The sequence below is a fragment of the Rickettsia japonica YH genome, assembly GCF_000283595.1.
Lineage (GTDB): Bacteria > Pseudomonadota > Alphaproteobacteria > Rickettsiales > Rickettsiaceae > Rickettsia > Rickettsia rickettsii.
Genome location: NC_016050.1, coordinates 1,067,157 through 1,088,222, shown reverse-complemented (window position 1 = coordinate 1,088,222; position 21,066 = coordinate 1,067,157). Strand labels below are relative to the sequence as shown.

The following is a 21,066-nucleotide window of genomic DNA, read 5'->3' as shown; positions in this document are numbered from 1 at the left end:
ATTATGTCGTCAATGCTTAGGCAAATTAGGTTAGATTTAGGTAAAACTTTAAATCAGGTATCTAGTGATTTAAAAATTAGAAAAAAATATTTAGTGGCTTTAGAAGAGGGTGATTTTGATGTTTTACCGGGAGAAGTATACGTAAGAGGTTACTTAAAATTATACTTGGATTATCTTAATGTAAAAGATAGAAATGCAGAGCAGATAGAAGCTACTAAACAGAACGAAACCGAAAAATTATTAAATAATAAAAGAGTTACGGTATTAATAAATTATAAACATAAAAAACAATTAGTACTTATATCTATTATAATGTTATCAATTATTATTGTAAGTCATCCATTCATAATTAACGCTTAAACGAAAATGAATAATGAAATATTAGACTGCTTACAGAACGAAGCTAATAAAGAGGCATTTGAAGGAGACACGGAACGCGGCACCGCAGTGTACATAGACGTACGTGAGGATGCGAGTACAGGATCGACGTACAAATTACCTTTAGAAGCAAGTTATGTAAGCAGTCTAAAGAAATTAATGGAAGAAGTAGAACATAAACTCGATGATTTGTTGAGTATGCTTGTAAATAATCAAAATGAAGTTCAAAAATTACAAAACGAAAATAAAGTATTAAAAGATAATTATATAACAATGCTAGATCAAATTAACATTTATATTAATGAACTGGAAGAAATAAAAAAACAGCAAAAATAATTATGTCAATTGTTACGGTAACATTAAATAACAAGAGTTTTCAATTATATTGTAATAATGGAGATGAGGAAGAATTACTATCTTTAGCGAATAAATTGAATGATAAAATAGCGGAAATTAAACTTGGTAGTCCCACAGCCTCTTTTGAGCTATTATTAGTTATGGCATCACTTAATGCGCAAGCTGAAATAGCTAGTCTAACAGAAAAACTTAATAAAAACGGTCTTCAAAAAAATCATCCAGACGAAGAAAAATTCGCAGAAACCTTAACTACTATAGCAGGTTACCTAGAAAACCTTGCACGTAAAATGGGAAAGTGATATATTAGCTCTTGGCTGCTTGGTTCGTGAGCTTAATATTAACTTAGGACTACCACTAACTTTTAGGACATCGTCCCTGTCTAATACTAATTCAGTTTAGATATATGAAGTCCACCTTTACATAAAGGTCTTTGAAGGATTTTAAGTAACGGCCAAAGCGGTCATGTATACTCGTTTAATTTGAAAAATTGGCTATGTTGTCTTTTGCTGATAATCCTCACGTACTAGTATATACGCTGCGGTTATCAGCTTCAAGACGCCTTGCTCTTTTCCAAATTAGTCTACCTACTTTTCGTTTACTCACAGTATACCTTTAAAATGAAACAAACAAAATCACGCAATAAAGTTCTTGGTGCTTTTTTAGGCACTATTATTGAATATTACGATTATAGTTTATATGGTTTTTCAGCGGCAATTATCGCTGATAAATTCTTTTCAGCCAATACTGATCTATTAACAAAGCTTGTAAATGTTTTTGCCGTTTATGCAGCAGCATATTTATCAAAGCCTATGGGTGCTTATATTTTTGGACGTATAGGGGATATATACGGTCGAAAAAAAGCCTTAAGTTTTACGATTATCGGTATTGTAATCCCTACCTTAATAATAGGTTTATTGCCTGATTATTCCTCGATAGGAATTTGGAGTACAATAATTTTAGTTTTATGTCGCTTCATGCAAGGTATTTTTATTGGAGGGGAATATGACGGTGCAGCGATTTATGTTATTGAACATTTAGGAGCAAAATACCGATTTACTGCCTCGGCAATAACTAGATGTACAGGAGTAATAGGTTTATTATGCGGAATCGGTGCAACTAATTTCTTTAATTCTCATATTTTGCCGGAGTGGGGTTGGCGTATTCCGTTTTTACTAAGTTTACCACTTGCATTAATAACTCTTTATTATCGCCGGAAATTTGATGAAACACCGGAGTTTAAAAAAGCACACTATAGCCAAGATGCTATTGAAAAACTTAGCGCTATAATTAAAAAGCAATGGAAAAATATTGCACGGTTAATATTTTTAGCTGGAGGTTTTGGAGCAACATATCAAATTGCGATCATCTTTATGAAGCAATATTTACCGATCGTATTACCTTCAGTCGTTATTATTATGAGTGCTTTTTCGGTCTTAATAGTAATATGTTTTGCTGTTTGCATGCCGATTGCCGGTTTTATTGCTGATCGCTTAGGAGTTAATTCAGTATTAAAAATCGCATTTATATGTACTATTACAGCAAGTGTATTTTTTGTGATAGCAGTAAAATATCAAATGACTAATTTAGGGCTTGCAGCTAGTTTAATGTTAGCTGCATCAGTTGCACCTTTTAATGCTCTTGCTCATAGTATAGTTATTAAGTCTTTTGTAGTTAAAGAACGCTATCGTGTTATAAGTTTAGGACATAATATCGGTTCAATGTTAATGTCCGGTACTGCTAATTATATTTGTGCAAAGGTAATAAAATCATTTGATTTTAACCTATTCCCGATTTTATATCTTTGCATGTTTGCCGTACTTGCTTATTCTATGACCATATTATTTAACCGCAATAGGTAAAAAATAAATCTTGACGAAAATAATGAATGTAAGTATCTTTATTTGTATTTTTTTTAACTTTAAATGTTATGCATAAAATTTTTCACAAATCTATAATTTTTATTATCTTATGTATACAAGGAAATATTAGTTTTACCGATGCAAACGGAAGTATATACTTTAGATATTGGTAATTGTAAAGAACGTAAATATAACTATGAAGATCATTTGGAAGAATTGTTGAAGCAAGAAATTTCTTTAGCAATGCAGAAGAATGGTTTAAGAGTTAAGCTATTGCACAACAAAGATATTAGAACACAAAAGCTTGATGATTTAGTATCTCGTTTCCGTAGCTCCTATAATAATACTTATACTGCTTTATATACGCCTTTATTATGATCTGAAGAAAAAGCTTTCTCAATGACTCAAAATATAGGTGAACCTGTTATAATGTTAGGAGAAAAAACAGGAGCCGATATATTTGTATTACTTAATTATGTGCAAATAATAAAGACTAATGGAGCTCGTACACGTGACTTTTTAATGAGTGCTTTGGGTTGTTCAGTAAGTAATGCAGATAATATATTTATGTCTATAGGAGTAGTAGAAGCAAAAAGTGGTAGAATATTATGGACTAATGCAAAATGCCCCAAGCACAACCATTTAGTAGCTCTATTTTCTCTTCTCGTGATAAATCAGAAATGGGCAATTTTCATTCAGTAATAAATATGCTTTTATCTCCATTATAAACTGAATTTTGTGTCGTTCAGGGGTGGTTGGTGTGGTTTATTATTCCTCTCTGTCATCCCGTGATTTATTCACGGGATCCAGTAAAACATATAGTATGGATAGACAAAACACATTTAATTTAAGTTCATAAACTATAAATCGTTTTTATCAAATAGGAAAAATTCACCTATTTCAGGGATAATCAACTTATTTTCATCAATATTATGTTTTTTCATAGCTTGTCGAAGTTCCAAAGGAGCGGCATTAAATGCTTCATCAGCTAATTACAAGACGTCAAAATGACTAGCTATAGTAAAATATTTAGCGCATAAGTCCAAATGAGTAAATATGGCTTCTTCAGGATGCATATGCACCGGTTTCATAAACCATCTTGGTTCATAAGCCTCTATCGGAATAAGGCTTATTAAAATATTATGTTTTTTTCCGATCTCTTTAAAAAGAGTATCGTTATAACCCGCATCACCTATAAAACAAATATCTCCTATCTTAGTTTTAATGATCAAAGTTCCCCATAATGCTTTATTTTTATCAAATATTCCTCTAGCCGACCAATGCTGTGTCGGTTCTAAAGAAAATTCTACATCGTCTTTAATTTCATCTTCTTGGAAACTTTTTGAATTTAGCTGTATTTCTTGTTCTTTATATGACTCTCCCCACCATAAGGTAACAATTTCTGCATCGGTAATATGTTTTTTGATTTATTACGTCATTAATTAGCGGTGTAATAATCTTAGGCTTATATTGTTCTGATGTCTAAATGGTCATAGTGATTATGGCTTATTAATATAACATTTATTTTAGGTAAATCGGTAAAATTAATACCGGGTTTTACCACTCTCTTTGGTCCTGCAAAAGTAAAAGGACTAACCTGCTCCGACCATACCGGATCGGTTAAGATATTTAAACCGTCTATTTGAATTCAAAAGGTTACATGCTCTACGTAGGCTACTCGTACAGCGTCATCTCGATCGCTTGATACTAATGAATTTCGTGGAACTCGTCTGTAGTCACGTACTAATGTACACTGTGCAGACTCGTCCTTAAATTCATCTTGTCTGAAGCGATCGAGATTTAGCTGTGTATTTTTTCTTCTAGTTATTTTTTGTGGTGGAATATCAGTGGGAGTAAGCGGCAGTGCTGTCGGCCATTTTGGTCGTTTTGAAGTTATTTTCCATTTTAGAATATCAAGTAAGGTTTTAAGTTTTATATTAGGCTCAATATTGAAAAACATATTTTTATTTAGATAGACCTTCCTTTCGGTTTATTAGAGCTTTTAACTTGTTCAGCAAAAGATTTTGTCTTTTTATTTGTTGGTTTATGAATAAATCCTCTAGTTTTTTCTCCTATCAACATGGCTTCTTGAAGTATATCTTTTGGTAGTTTAGCTATAGATGCCGATATTTCCGGAGTTTGTTTTATTTCTACCGTTATCTTTTTTGCTTTATTTATATCTCTGCCTATTACTTCATCTAGTGGAACATTTTTATAATCTGCAAGAGCAACAATTGCTCCCATATCAGGCATTTTTGTACGACCATCTAGAAAATTTTTCCACGCTGTTTCATGAGTACCTGTTTTTTCACTTAACTTATACGGGGTTATATTGTCTGTTTCTAATATATTCAGTACAAATTTTTTAAAATTATTTCTAATTTCTTCTGGATCGTCTTTATTTGTTTCTGATATATCGTTAATCTGATTAAATCTTTCTTTTGACCTTATATCTTCGCTCATTATTTTTTCCTGTAAAATTTACTCCTAAAAATTGAGAGTTAAAATAACTTCATAGATAGTCTCTTAGACTTATTTATTAATATATAACTAATAGATAGTAAATAGAAGATAATTATAATGAAAATAATAAATTTAAACTATTGAATTAAGTATTTAGGTCTTATATATGAAATTGAAATTAATCTATTTTAACTTTTTTTGTCACAAATTATAAAATTTTTCTGTAGTAGGAGCCATGTCTGTTCCACTTCTTTTACTATAAATTAAATTTCAGATGCAGAATCTAAGAGATTATATAAATTAAAAATTGTTTTTTCTGCATCTTGATCATTTATGAATAAGGTAATTTTAACTTCTGATAATTGTATCATGTGAACATTTATATTATCGTTCGTTAACTTTGATAATATCGTTTCAAGTAATTTACAATCATTTTTAATCCCATAACCAATAAGAGAGATTGTAGCAATTTCGGTATCAAAAGTAAAATCTTGTATCTGCTTATCATCTTTTAAATTAGTCAGTGAAGCTTGTAAATTATTTTTATCGGTTAAATTTGTAATAAAACTATATTCTTCATTATTTTTTATCTCTTGCATAAACTCAATATGATTATTATTTTGTGTAATCATATTTGCAACCTGCAAAAAACTTAAAGAAATGCTCTTTACAGATATTTTTAATAAATTTTTATTAGAAGTAATGCTGTTAATAATCCCATTCTCCATATTTTTATCCTTTGCAGTGATTAACGTACCTTCTGTATCCGGTGAAAATGTTGACAGCACACGCATATCTATTTTATACCGCATTACTAACGCTCCGGCTCTAGGGTGTAGTACTTTTGCTCCACTTGATGCTAGTTCTAACATTTCTAAAAAATCTATTTCTTTTATCTTCTTGGCATTGGGAATAATTCTTGGATCAGTAGTAAATATTCCCTCTACATCGGTATAAATATCACATCTATCGGCTTTCATAGCTGCAGCGATTAAGGCGGCAGTAGTATCAGATCCTCCTCTGCCCAAAGTAGTTAATCTATTGGATTTGTTAATTCCTTGAAAACCGGCTATTATAGGAACGGTATTTAACTGTAAATATTTTTCTAGTAAATCTGTAGTAATTGATTCTACTAAAGCTTTACTATGATTATTATCGGTGAGCATCGGTAATTGCCAAGCTAGAAATGATCGCGCCTTTATGTCTTCTTCTTGAAGAGCGAGCGCTAGTAATGAAGCAGTGACTATTTCACCGCTAGAAAGTGCTACATCATATTCTGCAAATTGAGAAATGTTGTTAAGGCTTGATACTTCATTACACAATGTGACAAGTTGATTAGTAACACCTGCCATAGCCGAAACTACTACAATTACTTGGTTATTTTTAGCTATTTCGGTTTTTATGATAGGAACGATTTTTTTTATTCTATCAATATTTGCAACGGAAGTGCCACCGAACTTTTGAATTATTAAGGCCATAAGTAAAGAAAGCCTAATAGAATATTATGTTATATAATTAATTTCCGTCTGTTGTCATCTAGCTCACTTACAGACATTATTGTGTGGAACGGTTTTCAATTGTCATCTCGCGACTTGATCGCGGGATCCAGCTTAAAATACTAATAATATTAGTACTTTAAATTGTTTTTACGGACCCTGTGGTCAAGCCACGGGGTGACCAAGTGGATTTTACCAATCAACGCAACAATGCCATAAAAAGCATTTTCCGTTCCACGTAACACTAGTAGATCAAACCGCAATACTTAAGCACTGGCAATTTCTTTAACATTCACGATTTTATGATTTCGCTTAGTTAAAAATTCTACTCTACCTTCTATCAAAGCAAATATTGTATGATCTTTGCCAAGCCCTACATTTGTTCCAGGATGAATTTTTGTGCCGCGTTGTCTAACTATAATATTACCGGGTATTACATATTGCCCATCGGCTTTTTTAACTCCCAGCCTTCGACCGGCCGAGTCTCTTCCGTTTCTAGAACTACCACCGGCTTTTTTTGTTGCCATTTTATAATTCCTTTTAAGTTATTATTATTGTTTGATAATATCTAATATTTTTAATTCTGTCAATTCTTGACGATGACCGGCTTTACGACGATAATTTTTTCTACGCTTTTTCTTAAAGACTATAATTTTATTATCTTTAAGTTGGTTAGTAATTTCAGCCGTAACGATAGCCCCTTTAACTATTGGAGTCCCAATAAAAGAAGGCTTTGAGTATTCGCCAATCATTAAAATTTGATCAAACTGAATTTTAGAGCCAAGTTCTCCATCAATTTTTTCGACTTTAATAATACTATTTCTGTCTACTTTATATTGTTTTCCACCTGCTTTTATAACTGCGAACATGAAAACTATCTCTTTAAAAATTTATAAATATTTACCGTATCATATTATTATATTAGAAATTAGTCAATGATCTTTTTTTATAGCAAATCTATTGTCGAATATCTATTAACACAAATATAATTGCGTATTGAGTTACCGCAGCAAATATTGCGGCTAGCAAATCATCAAGCATAACGCCGATACTGCCCTTAATATTTTTGTCCAACCAATTAATAGGCCAGGGCTTTACTATATCAAAAAATCGGAATAGACAAAAAGGTAATACGAAAAGTAATATAATATTTATTGTTAGCGGACTAAAATATTTAATTAAATACGATTCATTAGCAAATAAAGCGGAAAAAAATACTAAAACAATAGTTAGCATTTGCCCTACTACTTCATCAATGACCACTTCTTTAGGGTCTTCTGAATTTGTATAATTTAAATATATTTTAGTAAAATAAGTGCCGAGTATTAAGAGTATCAAACATAGGCTAAAGCTTATAATAAATATACTGACAAGTTGAGCTTCACCGAGAGTAAGACTTAAGAAAGGAATGATTATTTTGTTATTAACAATAAAATATATTAAGAAATAAGTTAGAGGGAAAGCAGCAATCGATCCAAAAGTGCCTGGGCAGTATTTTATTTTTCCGATATAAAAAAAAGTAGCAAAAAATTCTGAAAATTGTTTTTTAGTAAACATTTCTTTAATTATTTTATCCTAGATTAGAGCTATAATATCTTATATAATTAAATTTTAACTTATACAGCAAAAATATCATGGGAATGAGCTTTAGCCATTTATTAATAGTTTTATTAATTATTTTTGTATTATTCGGTGCTGGCAAATTACCGCAAGTCATGTCCGATCTTGCTAAAGGTCTTAAAGCTTTTAAAGACGGCATGAAAGACGACGGTAGTGATAATGATAAAAATAAATAATTAATCTTTAGTGTCCCTTTGTCATCCCGTGGTTTGACCAGCCTTGTTGCATGGCTTGAAAAACCTACTCAATGTCATTCCCGCGGAAGCGGGAATCCAGTACTTTAAAGCTTTTTTGAAAAGCTCGATTTATTTCGCTTTACTCTGGATTCCCGCTTCCGCGGGAATGACATCCTGAACGTTCGGACAACACATGGTCAGGTCACTGAGTGACTAAGATACAACAACGTCCTAATTTCCTGAAACAGTAGAATATATCCCATTCTCTTTCCTAATAATATCATATCGTCTCTGAGCTACTCCATCGATGAAATAAATATTACCGGATAAACCTATATAAGGTTGTCTACTGTTCATTCTATTTAAAAACCTTTCAGATGCAAATTCATTGCCTATATAGTTTGCAGTCATACGTCCTAAATCATAAGAAAGAAGATGCATGAAGCCTATATGGTTAATACCTAAGTCTTTTGCCCTATCCGGAACGTTGCTATTGAGTAAATTTAAAGAGCCAGTAAAGCTAATATCGATATTTTCAGGGTAATCGATATCAATACGATTATCACCAATTAAAATAGCCTTTTTATCTAAATTATATTTACGAATACTCTCAGCGAGTAGGTTTAAATTTTTTGGATCATCTGATAGATAAATAACCGGTTTTGTCGTGTCGCTACGTTCATTTATAATATCGGTATTGTCTGAAATATTTCTTGCGGCTTTTGCTATAGATTCAGGATTATCCTCATAAAATTCAGTGCGTGATAATGATGCATTGTTCTGAATCAATATATTTTGCATTACTTGACTAATAGTTTGCGAATGCTTCCCTTTAGGTAATAATGCCATAAAATCTTTATGGTCGTTACTTGCGTAATAATTAATGATACGTATCAGTTGTTTTAAAGGTGCATGACCGAATACAAATAATTTATCTTCTGCAAGAGCCGGATTATTTGACATAGTTATTATAATAATATCATTTGCCTTTGCTTTTTCTGCTATTAGAGAGGTAAAGTTAGAATATAAAGGACCTAAAATAATCTTAGTTTTACGTGCTACTATTTTATCCATAGCGGCTAAAACGTTTTTTTCGTCTGAACCATCGTAAGAAGTAACATGTATGTAAGATTTGGTTCCGTCGTTAAGTCCCATTTTAATTAAATCTTTATATTGTTTCCCGACAATACTATCAGGACCCTGATTTGGCATTAAAATTGCAATCTCAATTTCTGTTTGTTCTTTTTTAGGAAAACTTATAGGTTCTGCTTTAGGAGTTTGACAGGACGTTAAATATATAAAGCAAAAAAATAATAGAACGATTCGTAGTTTATGTTTTATACTAGCCATAATGTTACTTAAAAATTAAAAAACTATGATTAGATATCTTTCCAAACCGGGATTATATATTGTTTCAACACCGATCGGTAATTTTGAAGATATAACGCTTCGTGCTATATCGACTTTAAAAAATTCGGATATTATCTTATGCGAGGATACTAGAATATCACAAAAATTGCTAGCAAAACATGACATTCATACAAAATTACAAATTTATAATGATCATAGTGACGAGAAAGATAGAGAAAATATCATAAGTTTAATAAGATCGGGCAATATAATAAGCTTAATTTCTGATGCAGGGACTCCTTTAATTTCCGATCCCGGCTATAAGTTAGTTAGAGGTATACGCAATCTTAATTGTTATATAGACGTAGTACCGGGAGTATCTGCACCGGTTACTGCTCTAACTTTATCGGCTCTTCCTACTGATCGATTTTTATTTCACGGGTTTTTACCTAAAACTATAGAAAGTAAGAAAAAGATTTTTTCTGAACTAGTAAATCTTAAGGCTACTTTGATTTTTTTTGAAACGGCCCCTCGTTTGATAAATACTTTATCGGTAGCTAAGGAAATATTAGGAAACCGAGAAATATGTGTAGCTCGTGAGTTAACTAAACTGTATCAAGAAATAAAAACAGGGGATATAGATGAAATAATAAAGTTCTATCAAAATAATATTTTAAAAGGTGAGATAGTATTGTTGATTGCAGGAAATATACAGGAACAAAACCAACACAAAAATTTAGAAAAATTTATAGAACTTTGCTTAAGTAAAAACTTAAGTAGCAAAACTACTACCGAACTTGTTTATGACAAATTCAAAGATGTTTATAGTAAAAAAGAGATATATAGATTAGTGAATAAGCAAAAGATTTAATATAAATTTATAGTAGATATTTACCTCAGAATATGCTAAAATAAAGAGAAAATCACATTCAGTAACATAATAATATGTCAAAAGTTAATCCTAGAGTAGATTTAGCGTTTAAAAAAATCTTTGGAGTAGAAGAGAATAAAGATTTATTGATATCGCTTATTAATGCGATAGTAAGTGAGAAAGATCAGATTGTAGAAGTAACATTACTTAAATCCGTATAATCCAAAGAATTTTAAAGCCGATAAACTATCTATACTTGATATAAAAGCCAAAAGTGAAAGCAGTAAAAGGTATAATATCGAAATCCAAGTAACCGATGAAGCGGATTACGATAAAAGAGCTTTGTATTACTGGGCAAAAATGTATACGGAGCAACTGAAAGAGGGATCAGATTATGCGGCATTAAATAAAACAATAGGGATACACATACTTAACTTTACCAGTATTACAGATACAGATGAATATCATAATTCTTTTCAGTTAAAGGAAATAAAAAGTGGTTTAGTATATTTTAAAGATATAGAGTTACATACGATAGAGCTTAATAAATTTGCTAAGAATCCTAAGGAGGAGTTATCTGATGTCGTCAAGAAAGTTAAAAATGCTTTAGATATATGGCTAGCATTTTTAACACGTAATGATTTATTAAATAAAGATAATTTACCGAAAGAATTGGATAATGATGTATTGAAAAAAGCATTAACCGTGCTTGAGGTAATAAATTTAAATGATGCAGAAAGAGAGGAATATGAAAATCGTTTAGAGTGGCTTAGAATTGAAACTAGTGCTTTTAAAAAGATGAAAGAGGCAGGAAGAGCTGAAGGCGAAGCTAGAAGAAATATTGAAATAGCAAAAGAAATGCTAATTGATAAAGAGCCTCTAGAAACAATAATTAAATATACTAAACTTTTAAAAGAAGAAATAGAAAAGCTAAAAGCGGAAATCGATAAGGCGGAAAAATAAAAAGTCGTTTGCGATATATACTCCGAGTAAATGAAGAATCGGCAGACGACCCATTATAAAAAACAGTATATTTAGTTAGCTGAGCTGTAAGGACAGCCGCAACCTTTTTGAGGCTTATTGCTTTCTGCCGAATCTTTAAGTTTTTTACCGGCTGCCTGCATATCTTGACCTGCACCTTGCATTGTATTACAAGCACTTGTTAAGAGAGCTACAGCTACTAATATAGAAGTTATAAGTGCTAAACGCATACATTTTACCTTTATCAAATTGAGCTGAGATATTATGAAGTAAGTAAAAAATTGTCAACTTGAAAATATATTAAAATTTAAAGTATTTGTACACATCACTTAGCCGTATCTTTATAATCACATAAGATATTTTGTTGATAAAATATTAATTTTTAGTATTTCTTTAAGAATTAATATTTAAAAGTATTTATAAAATGAAAGAAATCAATGATCAATTGAAAGAAGCACTATATTTTATGCAAGACGGTGTCTTAGATTGTACAAATTTAGAGGGAATAAGCTTACAAGAGATTTTTAATTTTCTGCAAAGTCCTTATATAGTAAAGGATACAATTATCGCTCTTGATATATCAACTTATGAACATTGGAAAGAAGTAAATGATTTTATTTTGCAATTAAATGATAATTCATCTTTTAAGCCCCAAACTATAGAAATTTATACCTTCTATAGATATATGGAAGATATTTTGAATTTAAGATTAAAAACAGGCATAAATATTACTAATCATACTGATGTTAATATGACAGATCGCAGAAAAGAGGCTTTATTAAAAAAATTCTTAGAGAGATTTAAAAAAATAATTTTACTAAAGATGAAGAACAGTTAAGTCAATTTATAAAAGCTGTGTGTAAAGAAGCTAAAACCCCGGATGGAATCGAAATGCAATATGGGCGAGCTTTACAGCTTGGTTCTAAGTATAATTTCAGTAAAATAGATAAACAATATTCTGATTTACAGGGTATTTTTAAAAAGTTACAAGAGACACAAATACAAAAAGTAAATTCAGAAATTCATCATTATAAACAGGAAGATGATTTACATTTTTATATGGTAAAAGTCAACGGAGCGAATATGTCTGCTTGGCAAGATTTTTTGGGTAAGCAGAGTAGCTTTCAAAGTTCTTATCAAGGCAATGATCTGGTGATAAAAATTTTTGATAAGGGGAAGTATGCCTTTTCCGCTAGCTTAGATTATCATGATCAAGGCTTAACCGATGTATTATGTAGCCTTTGTTTCCAATAAAATATGACTCGCGTGATACTTCATCTATAGAGATGTTTATAACCATGCTGACTTCTCAAAATTCAAGCTTTATTTCGCATTCTGGTATAGCAAGACTTCCAATATATCAAGAAAAACCTTTTATTATAAAACATAAAAATCTTGCAGTTAAACTTCATAGTTTTATTGCCGCCTATGCCAAAGATATTTATTCTAATAAAAAAGAATATATGATTACTGTACCGGTAAAGGAAATGACACAAATAATTTTTAAAGAATATGAGAAAAAAGGAGTTTTAGATAAAATATATATAGGACATCAGCAAGAAAATTTAGATAATAAACAAACCCCTATAAAACTTATTGAGGATAATGACAAAACTTTATTTAGTCTTTATGATAAAAACTGTAATATATTACATGAATTAACTAGTGCACAAATGGAAGGAGAATTCGCTTGGTTTTGCAAACATCTGTATCTATTCAGGGGGCAAGGTAAAAGGTGCACCGTTCGTTACTTGTCATTTAGAAACATTAGCAACACTTGATCCTAAACCTAATGCTATAGAACATGAAGATTATTCAGAAATAATTGGTAATTTATAAGATTTACTATAACTCTTATTTAAGGTTAAAATAATAATCGCAATACTCTTTAATAGGGCAGATTTCGCAATCGGGTTTTTTAGCTTTGCATATATATCTGCCGTGCAGAATTAGCCAGTGATGGGCATGCTTTAGCCATTTTTTATCGATAATCTGCAGTAGCTCTTTTTCTACTATTTCAGGAGTACCGCCTTTAGCAAGCCCGATTCTTTTGGCTAATCTAAAGACATGCGTATCAACTGCCATTGTAGGCATGCCGAATAAGCAATTTAGTACAACATTAGCAGTTTTTCTGCCAACGCCCGGTAGTTTAATTAATGCCTTAAAATCATTCGGTACTGAAGCTTGATAATTGCTTATCAATATTTTACATAATGCGATAATATTTTTTGCTTTGTTGTTAAATAGTCCGATAGATTTTATATATTTTTTAAGTCCTTCTTCGCCGAGTTCTAAAATTTTTTCTGGTGTATCATAAGTTTCAAATAAAGATTTAGTTGCTAAATTTACTGATATATCGGTGGCTTGAGCAGATAATATTACCGCTACTAATAAGGTAAAATCATTCTTATATATTAATTCGGTTTTCGGATTTGGATTATTCTTGCTAAAAATCTCAAAAATTTTATTAACTATTTGTGCTTGCATATATTGCTATAGAAAGTGTATTTTAGAAGATAAATTATTGAGTCTTAAAATGCTAGAAAATAAAAATTTTAAATTTATAGAAAATGAAATAAAAAATAATAAAGTAGTATTGTTCATGAAAGGTACTAAAAAGTCGCCTGCATGCGGATTTTCAGGAACCGTAGTAGCTATTTTGAATAAATTAGGTGTAGAATTTCGTGATATTAATGTACTTTTTGATGCTGAATTACGTGAAGATTTAAAAAAATTTAGCGACTGGCCGACATTCCCACAATTATACATTAACGGAGAATTAGTCGGCGGGTGTGATATTGCTAGAGAGTTATATCAAAGTGGAGAACTTGAGAAGATGTTGAAAGCGTATACTCGGTGAATTTCAAAAATTGGCGTAGTCGTCTAGCAAGTTCTGCGGTGCTCACGTATTCAGTATACGCTCCTCGCCTTGCAGACTCCTTGCTCTTTTTGAAATTGACCTTCGTATACTACTACTCAACCTTAATATTTTAAGTACATAAACATATAAAAACATGAGCAAATATTTAGAATACCCCGAAGTAGAAAGTAAAGAGCAGCCGCCGAAGAAGCTAGTAGTATTACTGCACGGTGTCGGCTCGGACGGACATGATTTAATAGGACTTGTGCCTTATATCAAAAATTATTTACCCAATTGTCATTTTATTTCCCCGCATGGTATCGAGGCTTATGATATGATGCCTTATGGTAGACAATGGTTTAGTTTGCAAGACCGCGGCCCGCATATTATGGCAAAGCTAATTGCAAATAATATTTCTAAGGTTGAAGATATAATAAAGCAAAAGCAGGACGAGTTAAATCTAACCAACAAAGATACTATCATTATTGGCTTTTCTCAAGGTACGATGATAGGGTTATATTTAACACTAGTTCAAAAAGAGCCGTTTTTCTGTACTATAGGTTTTTCGGGTGCATTAATTCCACCTATGGAAGTTAATAATAAGCTTACTCCTATATGCTTGATTCATGGGGAATTAGATGAGGTGGTCGGTGTTAGCGAGATGTATAATGCTTCAAACTATTTATCTAAGCTGCATATAGAGCATAGCGGACATAAATTAACGTCTCTTGCTCATTCAATAGATGGACGGGGGCTTGAGATTGCGATTAATTTTATAAATAACCGTCATTGCGAGCAGCCGTAGGCTGCGTGGCAATCTTAGGATTTTGGTATGAGATTGCTTCGTCAAAATTTTCAATTTTTTCTCGCAATGACGATTAGATATCCACACAACAAAACCAAAAAAATATGAGGATGAATGAATATTTTTAATAATAATTTACACGAAACGGATAAAGAGATTAATGAAATAATAAAGCATGAAAAGCTACGTCAAAGTAGCGTAATCGAGCTTATTGCATCAGAAAATTTTGTAAGTCCTGCTGTGTTTGAAGCTCAAGGGTCGCTTCTGACTAACAAATATGCCGAAGGATACCCAAGTAAGCGATTCTATAACGGTTGCGAGGAAGTAGATAAAGCTGAAAATTTAGCTATAGAACGAGTAAAAAAACTCTTTAACTGCAAATATGCAAATGTCCAACCTCATTCAGGATCACAAGCAAATCAGGCTGTATATCTTGCTTTATTACAGCCGGGTGATACGGTTCTTGGTATGTCCTTAGATAGCGGTGGGCATCTAACGCACGGTGCAGCTCCTAATATGTCCGGTAAATGGTTTAATGCTGTTTCTTATAGCGTAAATAAAGAGACTTATTTAATCGATTATGATGAGATTGAACGCTTAGCGGATTTGCATAAACCAAAATTACTTATAGCCGGTTTTTCTGCTTATCCTCGTAATATTGATTTTGCAAAATTTAGAGAAATCGTGGATAAAGTAGGAGCTTACTTTATGGCAGATATTGCTCATATTGCAGGACTTGTTGCCACAGGTGAGCATCAAAGCCCTATTCCTTACGCTCACGTTGTTACCTCTACTACTCATAAAACACTTAGAGGTCCAAGAGGCGGTTTAATTTTATCTAACGATGAAGAGATAGGTCACAAAATAAATTCTGCATTATTTCCAGGACTACAAGGTGGTCCGTTAATGCATATAATCGCTGCAAAAGCCGTAGCTTTTTTAGAAAATTTGCAGCCTGAATATAAAAGTTATATTCAGCAGGTAATCAGTAACGCTAAAGCTTTAGCAAGTAGCTTGCAAGAAAGAGGATATGATATATTAACAGGTGGTACCGATAATCATATTGTTTTAGTGAATTTGTGTAAAGACGGAATCACGGGTAAGCTTGCAGCAAATTCTTTGGATAGAGCAGGGATTACGTGTAATAAGAATGCTATCCCGTTTGATAAAACTTCACCTTTTATCACTTCAGGTATTCGCCTTGGTACTCCCGCATGTACTACTAGAGGCTTTAAAGAAAAGGATTTTGTATTAGTCGGTCATATGGTAGCAGATATTTTAGACGGCTTAAAAAATAATGAAGATAATAGCGATCTTGAGCAGAAAGTATTAAATGAAGTGACAAAATTAATTAAATTATTTCCGTTTTATGGCTAATTTAAATAAACGACCTGATTGGATAAAAGTAAAAGCTCCTAATTCTACAGAGTACTATAATACAAAAGATTTAATAAAGAATCTGAGGTTAAATACTGTGTGCGAGGAAGCTGCTTGTCCTAATATTGGTGAGTGCTGGTCAAAAAAACATACAACTGTGATGATTTTAGGTTCGGTTTGTACTAGAGCCTGTAGGTTTTGTAACGTTAAAACGGGTAGACCGGATTTACTTGATCCGCATGAACCGCAAAGGTTAGCGGAGGCGGTACAAAAGCTAAATCTTAAGCATGTAGTAATTACTTCCGTCGATCGTGATGATCTTGAGGATGGCGGAGCTTCACATTTTGCGGAGTGTATTAGCGAAATCCGAAAATCATCGCCAAATACTACTATTGAGATTCTAACACCCGATTTTTTAAGAAAAGAAGGAGCAGCTGAAATAATAGCAAACGCAAAACCTGACGTTTTTAACCATAATGTCGAAACAGTACCGTCTTTATACAAAACGATTAGACCGGGGGCTAGATATTATAATTCTTTAAGCTTACTTCATAATATCAAAAAATTATCTCCTGAAATTTTTACAAAATCCGGTATGATGGTAGGACTTGGGGAAGAAATAAATGAAGTAGTACAGGTTATAGATGATTTAAGAGAAGCAAAGGTTGATTTCCTAACTATCGGGCAGTATCTGCAGCCTACCAAAAATCATGCTGAGGTCGCAAAATATGTTACGCCGGAAGAGTTTAAATATCTAGAGCGAGTCGCAAAAACAAAAGGATTCTTGATGGTTTCGGCAAGCCCGCTAACCCGTTCTTCATACCATGCCGATGAGGATTTTCAAAAATTAAAAGAGAATTACCAACAAAAACTGGTGTCTTAAAATATCATCTTATTGCCTGTGTGGTCAGTTTTCATAGCTATTATCTTTGTTTACTAAAGTAAATAATCCTCATGTTGATTAATTTATATATATGATATCATACGTGTATACGAGTATTTTATGCAGAAGAAATTGACAATTACTATAGATTAAGCGGTTTATTATAGGTTTTATTCTGTAATAGGTGAACGTAAAATTAGCAAATTTATTGAGCAACTTGTAAAACCTTATGTATGTAATTAATAAGGAGCTTGGAGCCGCTTACAAAGCCATGGCTCAAGATACAAAAGCTGAGGCGAAGGCCAATGAGTGGGTAGAAGGGTTAATAGAACGCGATTTTTATGAAAAGAGCTGAGGTATGGTAGTCGACTTTAATCCTTTGTTAGGTGGGAAGTCGCTAAGGTAAGACCGGCAATAATTACTCAAATGCTTCATTAAATCGTGTTCAAGTAATACCTTTAACTAGTAACATCGATAAATGCTATCTTTGTGAAGCCTACGTAATGATAGGTAGCAAAAAAGGTAAAGCCATGACTGATCAAATAATGACAGTAAGCAAATTAAGATTAAAATCTAAAATTAACGTTATCTCTAATGAAGATATACAGCTTTTAAAATATGTTCTTAAATTACAGCTAAGTCTATAACGACTATTTATTCAATATTTGGTACAATGATAAACGTAGAAATTGTAAGAAACTACAACAAATGGCGTGAGCATAAGCAGATAAATAAGAGTTTAATCAAAAAAATAACTCAAAATATTTTATTGCGGTTTGATAATTTTAGTAAAATAAAACAATTTGAATTATCAATTTTACTAACAAATGCTGCAGAAATATTGACCTTAAACAAACAATTTCGTAATATAGAAAAAGCTACTAACGTTCTTTCTTTTCCAAGCAACGAATTAAATTGGCAGGATTTATATTCTAAACTTGAATTTTTAGGTGACTCTGATTATATGCATTTAGGTGATATAGCATTTTGTTATGAGGTCATATATAATGAATCGTGCGAGCAGCACAAAACTTTTGAGAATCATTTTATTCATCTTTTAATACATAGTATTTTACACTTAATTGGTTTTGATCATCAAAATGACACAGAAGCAAATATTATGGAAAATCTAGAAATTGAAATATTATCATATTTCGGTATTTTCCCCCCTTATTAACTAAATAAAAAAATTTATGTTAAAATCTTCAAAAAAAGAAGATTCTAGTAAAAAAAATCAAAATAATAAGTTAATTTTTACTGTACGAAAATTATTCTCTCCGATAAAAAATTTTTTTAGAAAAACAAAAACGCCCGATAATTTTTTTGGTGTCATAAAACGCCTTAAAATTAATAGCCAAAAAATGACTTTAGACGAGCGTAATATTTTAGCTAATTTATTGGAGCTAGAAGATAAAACTATTGAAGATATAATGGTACCGCGTTCTGATATTGCGGCAATAAAATTAACTACGAATCTAGAAGAATTAAGTGAGTCTATTAAGTTAGAAGTCCCACATACACGAACTCTTATATATGACGGTACTTTGGATAATGTAGTAGGGTTCATTCATATCAAGGATTTATTTAAAGCATTGGCTACAAAGCAAAACGGTCGTTTAAAAAAGCTTATACGTAAGCATATAATTGCAGCTCCTTCTATGAAATTATTAGATTTGCTAGCAAAAATGCGTCGTGAGAGAACACATATTGCAATAGTTGTTGATGAGTATGGCGGTACTGACGGTTTAGTTACTATTGAAGATCTTATAGAAGAAATAGTAGGACGAATAGATGATGAGCATGATCAGCAATTAGATAGCGATAATTTCAAGGTTATTAATAACTCAACAATTATTTCAAATGCACGTGTTGAAGTAGAAGTGCTTGAAGAAATAATAGGAGAAAAGCTACAAAATGATTATGATGAGTTTGATACGATAGGTGGATTAGTATTGACTAGAGTCAGTAGTGTTCCGGCTATCGGTACTAGAATAGATATTTCAGAAAATATTGAAATTGAAGTTACGGACGCAACTCCTCGTTCTTTAAAACAAGTCAAAATTAGACTAAAAAACGGTTTGAATGGTAAATGAATACGAATTTAGAGTCGGTGTGTCCTCTAAATTCGTTAAAAATATTTTATTATTATATTTCAGCTTGTGCTTCATTGTCTATCAATTCCATCGGACTTTCTTGCGAAGTTGCGTCTGTATAATGCTCATATGCTAGAATTGCTCCCATTGTTGCTACTACATCGGCACCACATTTGAGAATAAAAGCCGGAGATTTAAGTAAATCACCTGCTATCACATAAATTCCAACAGCACATGCTCCTACTACTGCAATCTTACCATACCAAGGGGGTGGTACCATCACTTCTAAATAACTCGACTATTTTGTTAAGTATAAAAATAAACCTAATTAGTTAATATTAAATTTTAGTTATGCGATATATAACTAAACATTAACTAATTGTCAATGATAATTACCATGAAACATGGACAATATAATTTTATGACATTATTTTCATTTGATTTAGCAGAGAAATTTGAGTTAAATATCGAAGCTCTATACATAAAAAATTATCATTATGAATGAATTACATATTAAACTACAAAATTACAGTAGTACATATCCTGAAGAAATTGTTACAAAAACAAAAATGCTTGAATTTTTAAATGAATATGAAAACCCTTTTAGCCGAGATTTACAAATAGGACATTTCACTGCTTCGGCTTTTTTACTTAATAATGATAAAACTAAATTTTTATTGATGCACCATAAAAAGCTTGATAAGTGGCTTCAACCAGGCGGTCATTGTGATGGAGATAGTAATATATTAAATGTAGCGGTTAAAGAAGCTATAGAAGAATCTGGAATTAATGAAATCAAAACGATAAATAAGGAGATTTTTGATATAGACACCCATTATATTCCGCAAACTCATAAGGAGCCTGCTCATTATCACTATGATGTACGATTTTTACTAAAAACAGTAAATAATGATAATTTTATAAAAAATAACGAATCGAATGAACTTAAATGGTTTAACTTTTCTGATTATTCAAAATTAGATATTGAACTAGAACGTTCCGTTACTAGAATGATAGAAAAGTTTATGACAATTAACCATCCTGCTTGTTAAATATAAATTATTGCCCTATAATAAATAGCGTTTTTTAAATAAAATGTAAATCAAATGCCATCATCTAGAATTTTTTCATTCCGTAGTAAGAACAAGGAAGATAATACTCCAAAAAACCTAGAAATTATGCATCCAGATTCAATTAATGAGAACAGACATCCAAACTCTCTAGCAGGCGAAGTTGTTACTATTAAACTTAAGGATCAGCCTCAGCCTCATAATTTTATAAAGAGTGAAAAAGTTACCCTAACTTCATTTAAACTGCCTTCTTCTCAAAGTAAAGACGAATTTGATCCTATCTTAAAAGATGTTGAAAATATCTTAAAGGATTTTGAGATTTTCTTATTATAGAGACTAAAGCTTTAGGAGAGATTGATTCATAGTAACATCGATAGTTTTATGCTGTAAGGTTCCTAGCTAAAAAGGGCATTACCCGCGTGGATCA

Annotated in this window: 33 protein-coding genes, 1 other RNA gene and 2 pseudogenes; 24 read left to right on the top strand and 12 right to left on the bottom strand. The window is 31.7% G+C overall.

What is annotated here, in order from left to right; all coding sequences use genetic code 11:
- Positions 1-3 precede the first annotated feature (3 nt).
- The 7 genes from RJP_RS06000 to RJP_RS05975 all read left to right on the top strand — a co-directional run bounded on the left by RJP_RS06000 (position 4) and on the right by RJP_RS05975 (position 3,296).
- Positions 4-360: a helix-turn-helix domain-containing protein gene (locus tag RJP_RS06000; RefSeq protein ID WP_014121078.1), complete on the top strand. Its 357-nt coding sequence runs from the start codon at positions 4-6 to the stop codon at positions 358-360.
- Between the two features lie 6 nt (positions 361-366).
- Entirely contained in the window at positions 367-714 is a 348-nt protein-coding gene (locus RJP_RS05995) for a palindromic element RPE1 domain-containing protein (protein WP_014121077.1), read from the top strand.
- A 2-nt stretch (positions 715-716) separates the two neighbouring features.
- Positions 717-1,034 (top strand): cell division protein ZapA, encoded by a 318-nt coding sequence (locus RJP_RS05990; protein WP_004997454.1) that lies wholly within the window; start codon positions 717-719, stop codon positions 1,032-1,034.
- 9 nt (positions 1,035-1,043) lie between these two features.
- Positions 1,044-1,202: non-coding RNA, 6S RNA (gene ssrS, locus RJP_RS07190), on the top strand.
- A 150-nt stretch (positions 1,203-1,352) separates the two neighbouring features.
- The gene (locus RJP_RS05985) at positions 1,353-2,594 is read left to right on the top strand and encodes an MFS transporter (protein WP_024704361.1); all 1,242 of its coding nucleotides are present in this window, start codon (positions 1,353-1,355) and stop codon (positions 2,592-2,594) included.
- A gap of 138 nt (positions 2,595-2,732) precedes the next feature.
- Positions 2,733-2,972 (top strand): hypothetical protein, encoded by a 240-nt coding sequence (locus RJP_RS05980; protein ID WP_024704360.1) that lies wholly within the window; start codon positions 2,733-2,735, stop codon positions 2,970-2,972.
- A gap of 21 nt (positions 2,973-2,993) precedes the next feature.
- Complete coding sequence (locus tag RJP_RS05975) at positions 2,994-3,296, top strand: hypothetical protein (protein ID WP_014121075.1); 303 nt, start codon at positions 2,994-2,996, stop codon at positions 3,294-3,296.
- A 290-nt stretch (positions 3,297-3,586) separates the two neighbouring features.
- Here RJP_RS05975 and RJP_RS11135 read toward each other — a convergent pair whose 3' ends face one another.
- The 8 genes and pseudogenes from RJP_RS11135 to RJP_RS05940 all read right to left on the bottom strand — a co-directional run bounded on the left by RJP_RS11135 (position 3,587) and on the right by RJP_RS05940 (position 8,110).
- Complete coding sequence (locus tag RJP_RS11135) at positions 3,587-3,859, bottom strand: MBL fold metallo-hydrolase (protein ID WP_269446268.1); 273 nt, start codon at positions 3,857-3,859, stop codon at positions 3,587-3,589.
- Between the two features lie 69 nt (positions 3,860-3,928).
- Positions 3,929-4,221 (bottom strand): annotated as a pseudogene (locus tag RJP_RS11485) (MBL fold metallo-hydrolase); the annotation flags it as partial.
- A gap of 21 nt (positions 4,222-4,242) precedes the next feature.
- Entirely contained in the window at positions 4,243-4,554 is a 312-nt protein-coding gene (locus RJP_RS09985; RefSeq protein WP_014121073.1) for a palindromic element RPE3 domain-containing protein, read from the bottom strand.
- Between the two features lie 8 nt (positions 4,555-4,562).
- Positions 4,563-5,057 (bottom strand): hypothetical protein, encoded by a 495-nt coding sequence (locus RJP_RS05960; protein WP_014121072.1) that lies wholly within the window; start codon positions 5,055-5,057, stop codon positions 4,563-4,565.
- A gap of 263 nt (positions 5,058-5,320) precedes the next feature.
- Positions 5,321-6,535: an aspartate kinase gene (locus RJP_RS05955; protein ID WP_014121071.1), complete on the bottom strand. Its 1,215-nt coding sequence runs from the start codon at positions 6,533-6,535 to the stop codon at positions 5,321-5,323.
- Positions 6,536-6,819: 284 nt separating this feature from the next.
- On the bottom strand, positions 6,820-7,080 hold the full coding sequence (gene rpmA, locus RJP_RS05950) for a 50S ribosomal protein L27 (RefSeq protein ID WP_011271503.1): 261 nt from the start codon (positions 7,078-7,080) through the stop codon (positions 6,820-6,822).
- A 24-nt stretch (positions 7,081-7,104) separates the two neighbouring features.
- The gene (gene rplU / locus RJP_RS05945; protein ID WP_014014759.1) at positions 7,105-7,422 is read right to left on the bottom strand and encodes a 50S ribosomal protein L21; all 318 of its coding nucleotides are present in this window, start codon (positions 7,420-7,422) and stop codon (positions 7,105-7,107) included.
- Between the two features lie 88 nt (positions 7,423-7,510).
- A complete protein-coding gene (locus tag RJP_RS05940) occupies positions 7,511-8,110 on the bottom strand; it encodes a phosphatidylglycerophosphatase A family protein (protein ID WP_014121070.1) in 600 nt (199 codons plus the stop codon).
- A gap of 77 nt (positions 8,111-8,187) precedes the next feature.
- On the opposite strand from RJP_RS05940, the gene tatA reads away from it, so the two are divergent.
- Complete coding sequence (gene tatA, locus RJP_RS05935) at positions 8,188-8,349, top strand: twin-arginine translocase TatA (RefSeq protein ID WP_004997483.1); 162 nt, start codon at positions 8,188-8,190, stop codon at positions 8,347-8,349.
- Positions 8,350-8,580: 231 nt separating this feature from the next.
- Here tatA and RJP_RS05930 read toward each other — a convergent pair whose 3' ends face one another.
- Entirely contained in the window at positions 8,581-9,699 is a 1,119-nt protein-coding gene (locus RJP_RS05930) for a penicillin-binding protein activator (protein WP_014121069.1), read from the bottom strand.
- A gap of 25 nt (positions 9,700-9,724) precedes the next feature.
- Here RJP_RS05930 and rsmI point away from each other — a divergent pair, with 25 nt between their 5' ends.
- From rsmI to RJP_RS05915, 3 genes are all read left to right on the top strand, one after another.
- Positions 9,725-10,570, top strand: a complete 846-nt coding sequence (gene rsmI, locus RJP_RS05925) for a 16S rRNA (cytidine(1402)-2'-O)-methyltransferase (RefSeq protein WP_014121068.1) — start codon at positions 9,725-9,727, stop codon at positions 10,568-10,570.
- 74 nt (positions 10,571-10,644) lie between these two features.
- Complete coding sequence (locus RJP_RS09210) at positions 10,645-10,791, top strand: PD-(D/E)XK nuclease family transposase (protein WP_109559318.1); 147 nt, start codon at positions 10,645-10,647, stop codon at positions 10,789-10,791.
- Between the two features lie 31 nt (positions 10,792-10,822).
- Positions 10,823-11,533, top strand: coding sequence for an Rpn family recombination-promoting nuclease/putative transposase (locus tag RJP_RS05915; protein WP_081497941.1), 711 nt, complete (start codon positions 10,823-10,825; stop codon positions 11,531-11,533).
- Positions 11,534-11,604: 71 nt separating this feature from the next.
- Here the strand turns inward: RJP_RS05915 and RJP_RS05910 are convergent, their stop codons facing one another.
- Positions 11,605-11,781 carry an entericidin A/B family lipoprotein gene (locus tag RJP_RS05910; protein ID WP_024704359.1) on the bottom strand — a complete coding sequence of 59 codons (177 nt, stop codon included), beginning with the start codon at positions 11,779-11,781 and terminating at the stop codon, positions 11,605-11,607.
- Between the two features lie 194 nt (positions 11,782-11,975).
- Here RJP_RS05910 and RJP_RS09895 point away from each other — a divergent pair, with 194 nt between their 5' ends.
- Genes RJP_RS09895 through RJP_RS05895 form a run of 3 tightly spaced genes read left to right on the top strand, consistent with a single transcriptional unit; the run spans position 11,976 to position 13,332 of the window.
- Positions 11,976-12,389 (top strand): hypothetical protein, encoded by a 414-nt coding sequence (locus RJP_RS09895; RefSeq protein ID WP_014121065.1) that lies wholly within the window; start codon positions 11,976-11,978, stop codon positions 12,387-12,389.
- 17 nt (positions 12,390-12,406) lie between these two features.
- Complete coding sequence (locus RJP_RS10805) at positions 12,407-12,805, top strand: hypothetical protein (protein WP_225981265.1); 399 nt, start codon at positions 12,407-12,409, stop codon at positions 12,803-12,805.
- Positions 12,793-13,332, top strand: coding sequence for a hypothetical protein (locus RJP_RS05895; protein ID WP_024704356.1), 540 nt, complete (start codon positions 12,793-12,795; stop codon positions 13,330-13,332). The genes RJP_RS10805 and RJP_RS05895 overlap by 13 nt, the downstream gene beginning before the upstream one ends.
- Before the next feature lie 73 nt (positions 13,333-13,405).
- Here the strand turns inward: RJP_RS05895 and nth are convergent, their stop codons facing one another.
- On the bottom strand, positions 13,406-14,038 hold the full coding sequence (nth, locus tag RJP_RS05890; RefSeq protein ID WP_014121064.1) for an endonuclease III: 633 nt from the start codon (positions 14,036-14,038) through the stop codon (positions 13,406-13,408).
- A 49-nt stretch (positions 14,039-14,087) separates the two neighbouring features.
- Between nth and grxD the strand changes: the two genes are divergently transcribed.
- The 8 genes and pseudogenes from grxD (at position 14,088) to tlyC (ending at position 19,569) form a co-directional block, all read left to right on the top strand.
- The gene (gene grxD, locus RJP_RS05885) at positions 14,088-14,411 is read left to right on the top strand and encodes a Grx4 family monothiol glutaredoxin (protein ID WP_024704355.1); all 324 of its coding nucleotides are present in this window, start codon (positions 14,088-14,090) and stop codon (positions 14,409-14,411) included.
- Between the two features lie 154 nt (positions 14,412-14,565).
- Positions 14,566-15,216: an alpha/beta hydrolase family protein gene (locus RJP_RS05880; protein ID WP_014121062.1), complete on the top strand. Its 651-nt coding sequence runs from the start codon at positions 14,566-14,568 to the stop codon at positions 15,214-15,216.
- Between the two features lie 114 nt (positions 15,217-15,330).
- Positions 15,331-16,593 carry a serine hydroxymethyltransferase gene (glyA, locus tag RJP_RS05875; RefSeq protein ID WP_014121061.1) on the top strand — a complete coding sequence of 421 codons (1,263 nt, stop codon included), beginning with the start codon at positions 15,331-15,333 and terminating at the stop codon, positions 16,591-16,593.
- Positions 16,586-17,476 (top strand): lipoyl synthase, encoded by an 891-nt coding sequence (lipA, locus tag RJP_RS05870; protein WP_014121060.1) that lies wholly within the window; start codon positions 16,586-16,588, stop codon positions 17,474-17,476. The genes glyA and lipA overlap by 8 nt, the downstream gene beginning before the upstream one ends.
- 229 nt (positions 17,477-17,705) lie before the next feature.
- A complete protein-coding gene (locus RJP_RS11120; RefSeq protein WP_269446265.1) occupies positions 17,706-17,831 on the top strand; it encodes a hypothetical protein in 126 nt (41 codons plus the stop codon).
- Positions 17,832-17,901: 70 nt separating this feature from the next.
- Positions 17,902-18,123: pseudogene (locus tag RJP_RS05865) on the top strand (type II toxin-antitoxin system PemK/MazF family toxin); the annotation flags it as partial.
- A 26-nt stretch (positions 18,124-18,149) separates the two neighbouring features.
- The gene (gene ybeY, locus RJP_RS05860; protein ID WP_010977713.1) at positions 18,150-18,653 is read left to right on the top strand and encodes an rRNA maturation RNase YbeY; all 504 of its coding nucleotides are present in this window, start codon (positions 18,150-18,152) and stop codon (positions 18,651-18,653) included.
- A 16-nt stretch (positions 18,654-18,669) separates the two neighbouring features.
- Positions 18,670-19,569 (top strand): hemolysin C, encoded by a 900-nt coding sequence (gene tlyC, locus RJP_RS05855; protein ID WP_014014744.1) that lies wholly within the window; start codon positions 18,670-18,672, stop codon positions 19,567-19,569.
- 52 nt (positions 19,570-19,621) lie between these two features.
- On the opposite strand, the gene RJP_RS05850 is transcribed toward tlyC, so the two are convergent.
- Positions 19,622-19,849 carry a hypothetical protein gene (locus RJP_RS05850; RefSeq protein WP_024704353.1) on the bottom strand — a complete coding sequence of 76 codons (228 nt, stop codon included), beginning with the start codon at positions 19,847-19,849 and terminating at the stop codon, positions 19,622-19,624.
- A gap of 340 nt (positions 19,850-20,189) precedes the next feature.
- Here RJP_RS05850 and RJP_RS05845 point away from each other — a divergent pair, with 340 nt between their 5' ends.
- Positions 20,190-20,621, top strand: coding sequence for an NUDIX hydrolase (locus RJP_RS05845; protein ID WP_077181656.1), 432 nt, complete (start codon positions 20,190-20,192; stop codon positions 20,619-20,621).
- 54 nt (positions 20,622-20,675) lie between these two features.
- Positions 20,676-20,972, top strand: a complete 297-nt coding sequence (locus RJP_RS05840) for a hypothetical protein (RefSeq protein WP_014121057.1) — start codon at positions 20,676-20,678, stop codon at positions 20,970-20,972.
- The last annotated feature ends 94 nt before the right edge of the window (positions 20,973-21,066 follow it).

Bases quoted from the DNA above. Each gene is read 5' to 3' on its own strand.
- RJP_RS06000 (WP_014121078.1), top strand. From the start codon at position 4: ATGTCGTCAATGCTTAGGCAAATTAGGTTAGATTTAGGTAAAACTTTA.
- RJP_RS05995 (WP_014121077.1), top strand. From the start codon at position 367: ATGAATAATGAAATATTAGACTGCTTACAGAACGAAGCTAATAAAGAG.
- RJP_RS05990 (WP_004997454.1), top strand. From the start codon at position 717: ATGTCAATTGTTACGGTAACATTAAATAACAAGAGTTTTCAATTATAT.
- RJP_RS05985 (WP_024704361.1), top strand. From the start codon at position 1,353: ATGAAACAAACAAAATCACGCAATAAAGTTCTTGGTGCTTTTTTAGGC.
- RJP_RS05980 (WP_024704360.1), top strand. From the start codon at position 2,733: ATGCAAACGGAAGTATATACTTTAGATATTGGTAATTGTAAAGAACGT.
- RJP_RS05975 (WP_014121075.1), top strand. From the start codon at position 2,994: ATGACTCAAAATATAGGTGAACCTGTTATAATGTTAGGAGAAAAAACA.
- RJP_RS09985 (WP_014121073.1), bottom strand. From the start codon at position 4,554: ATGTTTTTCAATATTGAGCCTAATATAAAACTTAAAACCTTACTTGAT.
- RJP_RS05960 (WP_014121072.1), bottom strand. From the start codon at position 5,057: ATGAGCGAAGATATAAGGTCAAAAGAAAGATTTAATCAGATTAACGAT.
- RJP_RS05955 (WP_014121071.1), bottom strand. From the start codon at position 6,535: ATGGCCTTAATAATTCAAAAGTTCGGTGGCACTTCCGTTGCAAATATT.
- rpmA (WP_011271503.1), bottom strand. From the start codon at position 7,080: ATGGCAACAAAAAAAGCCGGTGGTAGTTCTAGAAACGGAAGAGACTCG.
- rplU (WP_014014759.1), bottom strand. From the start codon at position 7,422: ATGTTCGCAGTTATAAAAGCAGGTGGAAAACAATATAAAGTAGACAGA.
- RJP_RS05940 (WP_014121070.1), bottom strand. From the start codon at position 8,110: ATGTTTACTAAAAAACAATTTTCAGAATTTTTTGCTACTTTTTTTTAT.
- tatA (WP_004997483.1), top strand. From the start codon at position 8,188: ATGGGAATGAGCTTTAGCCATTTATTAATAGTTTTATTAATTATTTTT.
- RJP_RS05930 (WP_014121069.1), bottom strand. From the start codon at position 9,699: ATGGCTAGTATAAAACATAAACTACGAATCGTTCTATTATTTTTTTGC.
- rsmI (WP_014121068.1), top strand. From the start codon at position 9,725: ATGATTAGATATCTTTCCAAACCGGGATTATATATTGTTTCAACACCG.
- RJP_RS09210 (WP_109559318.1), top strand. From the start codon at position 10,645: ATGTCAAAAGTTAATCCTAGAGTAGATTTAGCGTTTAAAAAAATCTTT.
- RJP_RS05910 (WP_024704359.1), bottom strand. From the start codon at position 11,781: ATGCGTTTAGCACTTATAACTTCTATATTAGTAGCTGTAGCTCTCTTA.
- RJP_RS09895 (WP_014121065.1), top strand. From the start codon at position 11,976: ATGAAAGAAATCAATGATCAATTGAAAGAAGCACTATATTTTATGCAA.
- nth (WP_014121064.1), bottom strand. From the start codon at position 14,038: ATGCAAGCACAAATAGTTAATAAAATTTTTGAGATTTTTAGCAAGAAT.
- grxD (WP_024704355.1), top strand. From the start codon at position 14,088: ATGCTAGAAAATAAAAATTTTAAATTTATAGAAAATGAAATAAAAAAT.
- RJP_RS05880 (WP_014121062.1), top strand. From the start codon at position 14,566: ATGAGCAAATATTTAGAATACCCCGAAGTAGAAAGTAAAGAGCAGCCG.
- glyA (WP_014121061.1), top strand. From the start codon at position 15,331: ATGAATATTTTTAATAATAATTTACACGAAACGGATAAAGAGATTAAT.
- lipA (WP_014121060.1), top strand. From the start codon at position 16,586: ATGGCTAATTTAAATAAACGACCTGATTGGATAAAAGTAAAAGCTCCT.
- RJP_RS11120 (WP_269446265.1), top strand. From the start codon at position 17,706: ATGTATGTAATTAATAAGGAGCTTGGAGCCGCTTACAAAGCCATGGCT.
- ybeY (WP_010977713.1), top strand. From the start codon at position 18,150: ATGATAAACGTAGAAATTGTAAGAAACTACAACAAATGGCGTGAGCAT.
- tlyC (WP_014014744.1), top strand. From the start codon at position 18,670: ATGTTAAAATCTTCAAAAAAAGAAGATTCTAGTAAAAAAAATCAAAAT.
- RJP_RS05850 (WP_024704353.1), bottom strand. From the start codon at position 19,849: ATGGTACCACCCCCTTGGTATGGTAAGATTGCAGTAGTAGGAGCATGT.
- RJP_RS05840 (WP_014121057.1), top strand. From the start codon at position 20,676: ATGCCATCATCTAGAATTTTTTCATTCCGTAGTAAGAACAAGGAAGAT.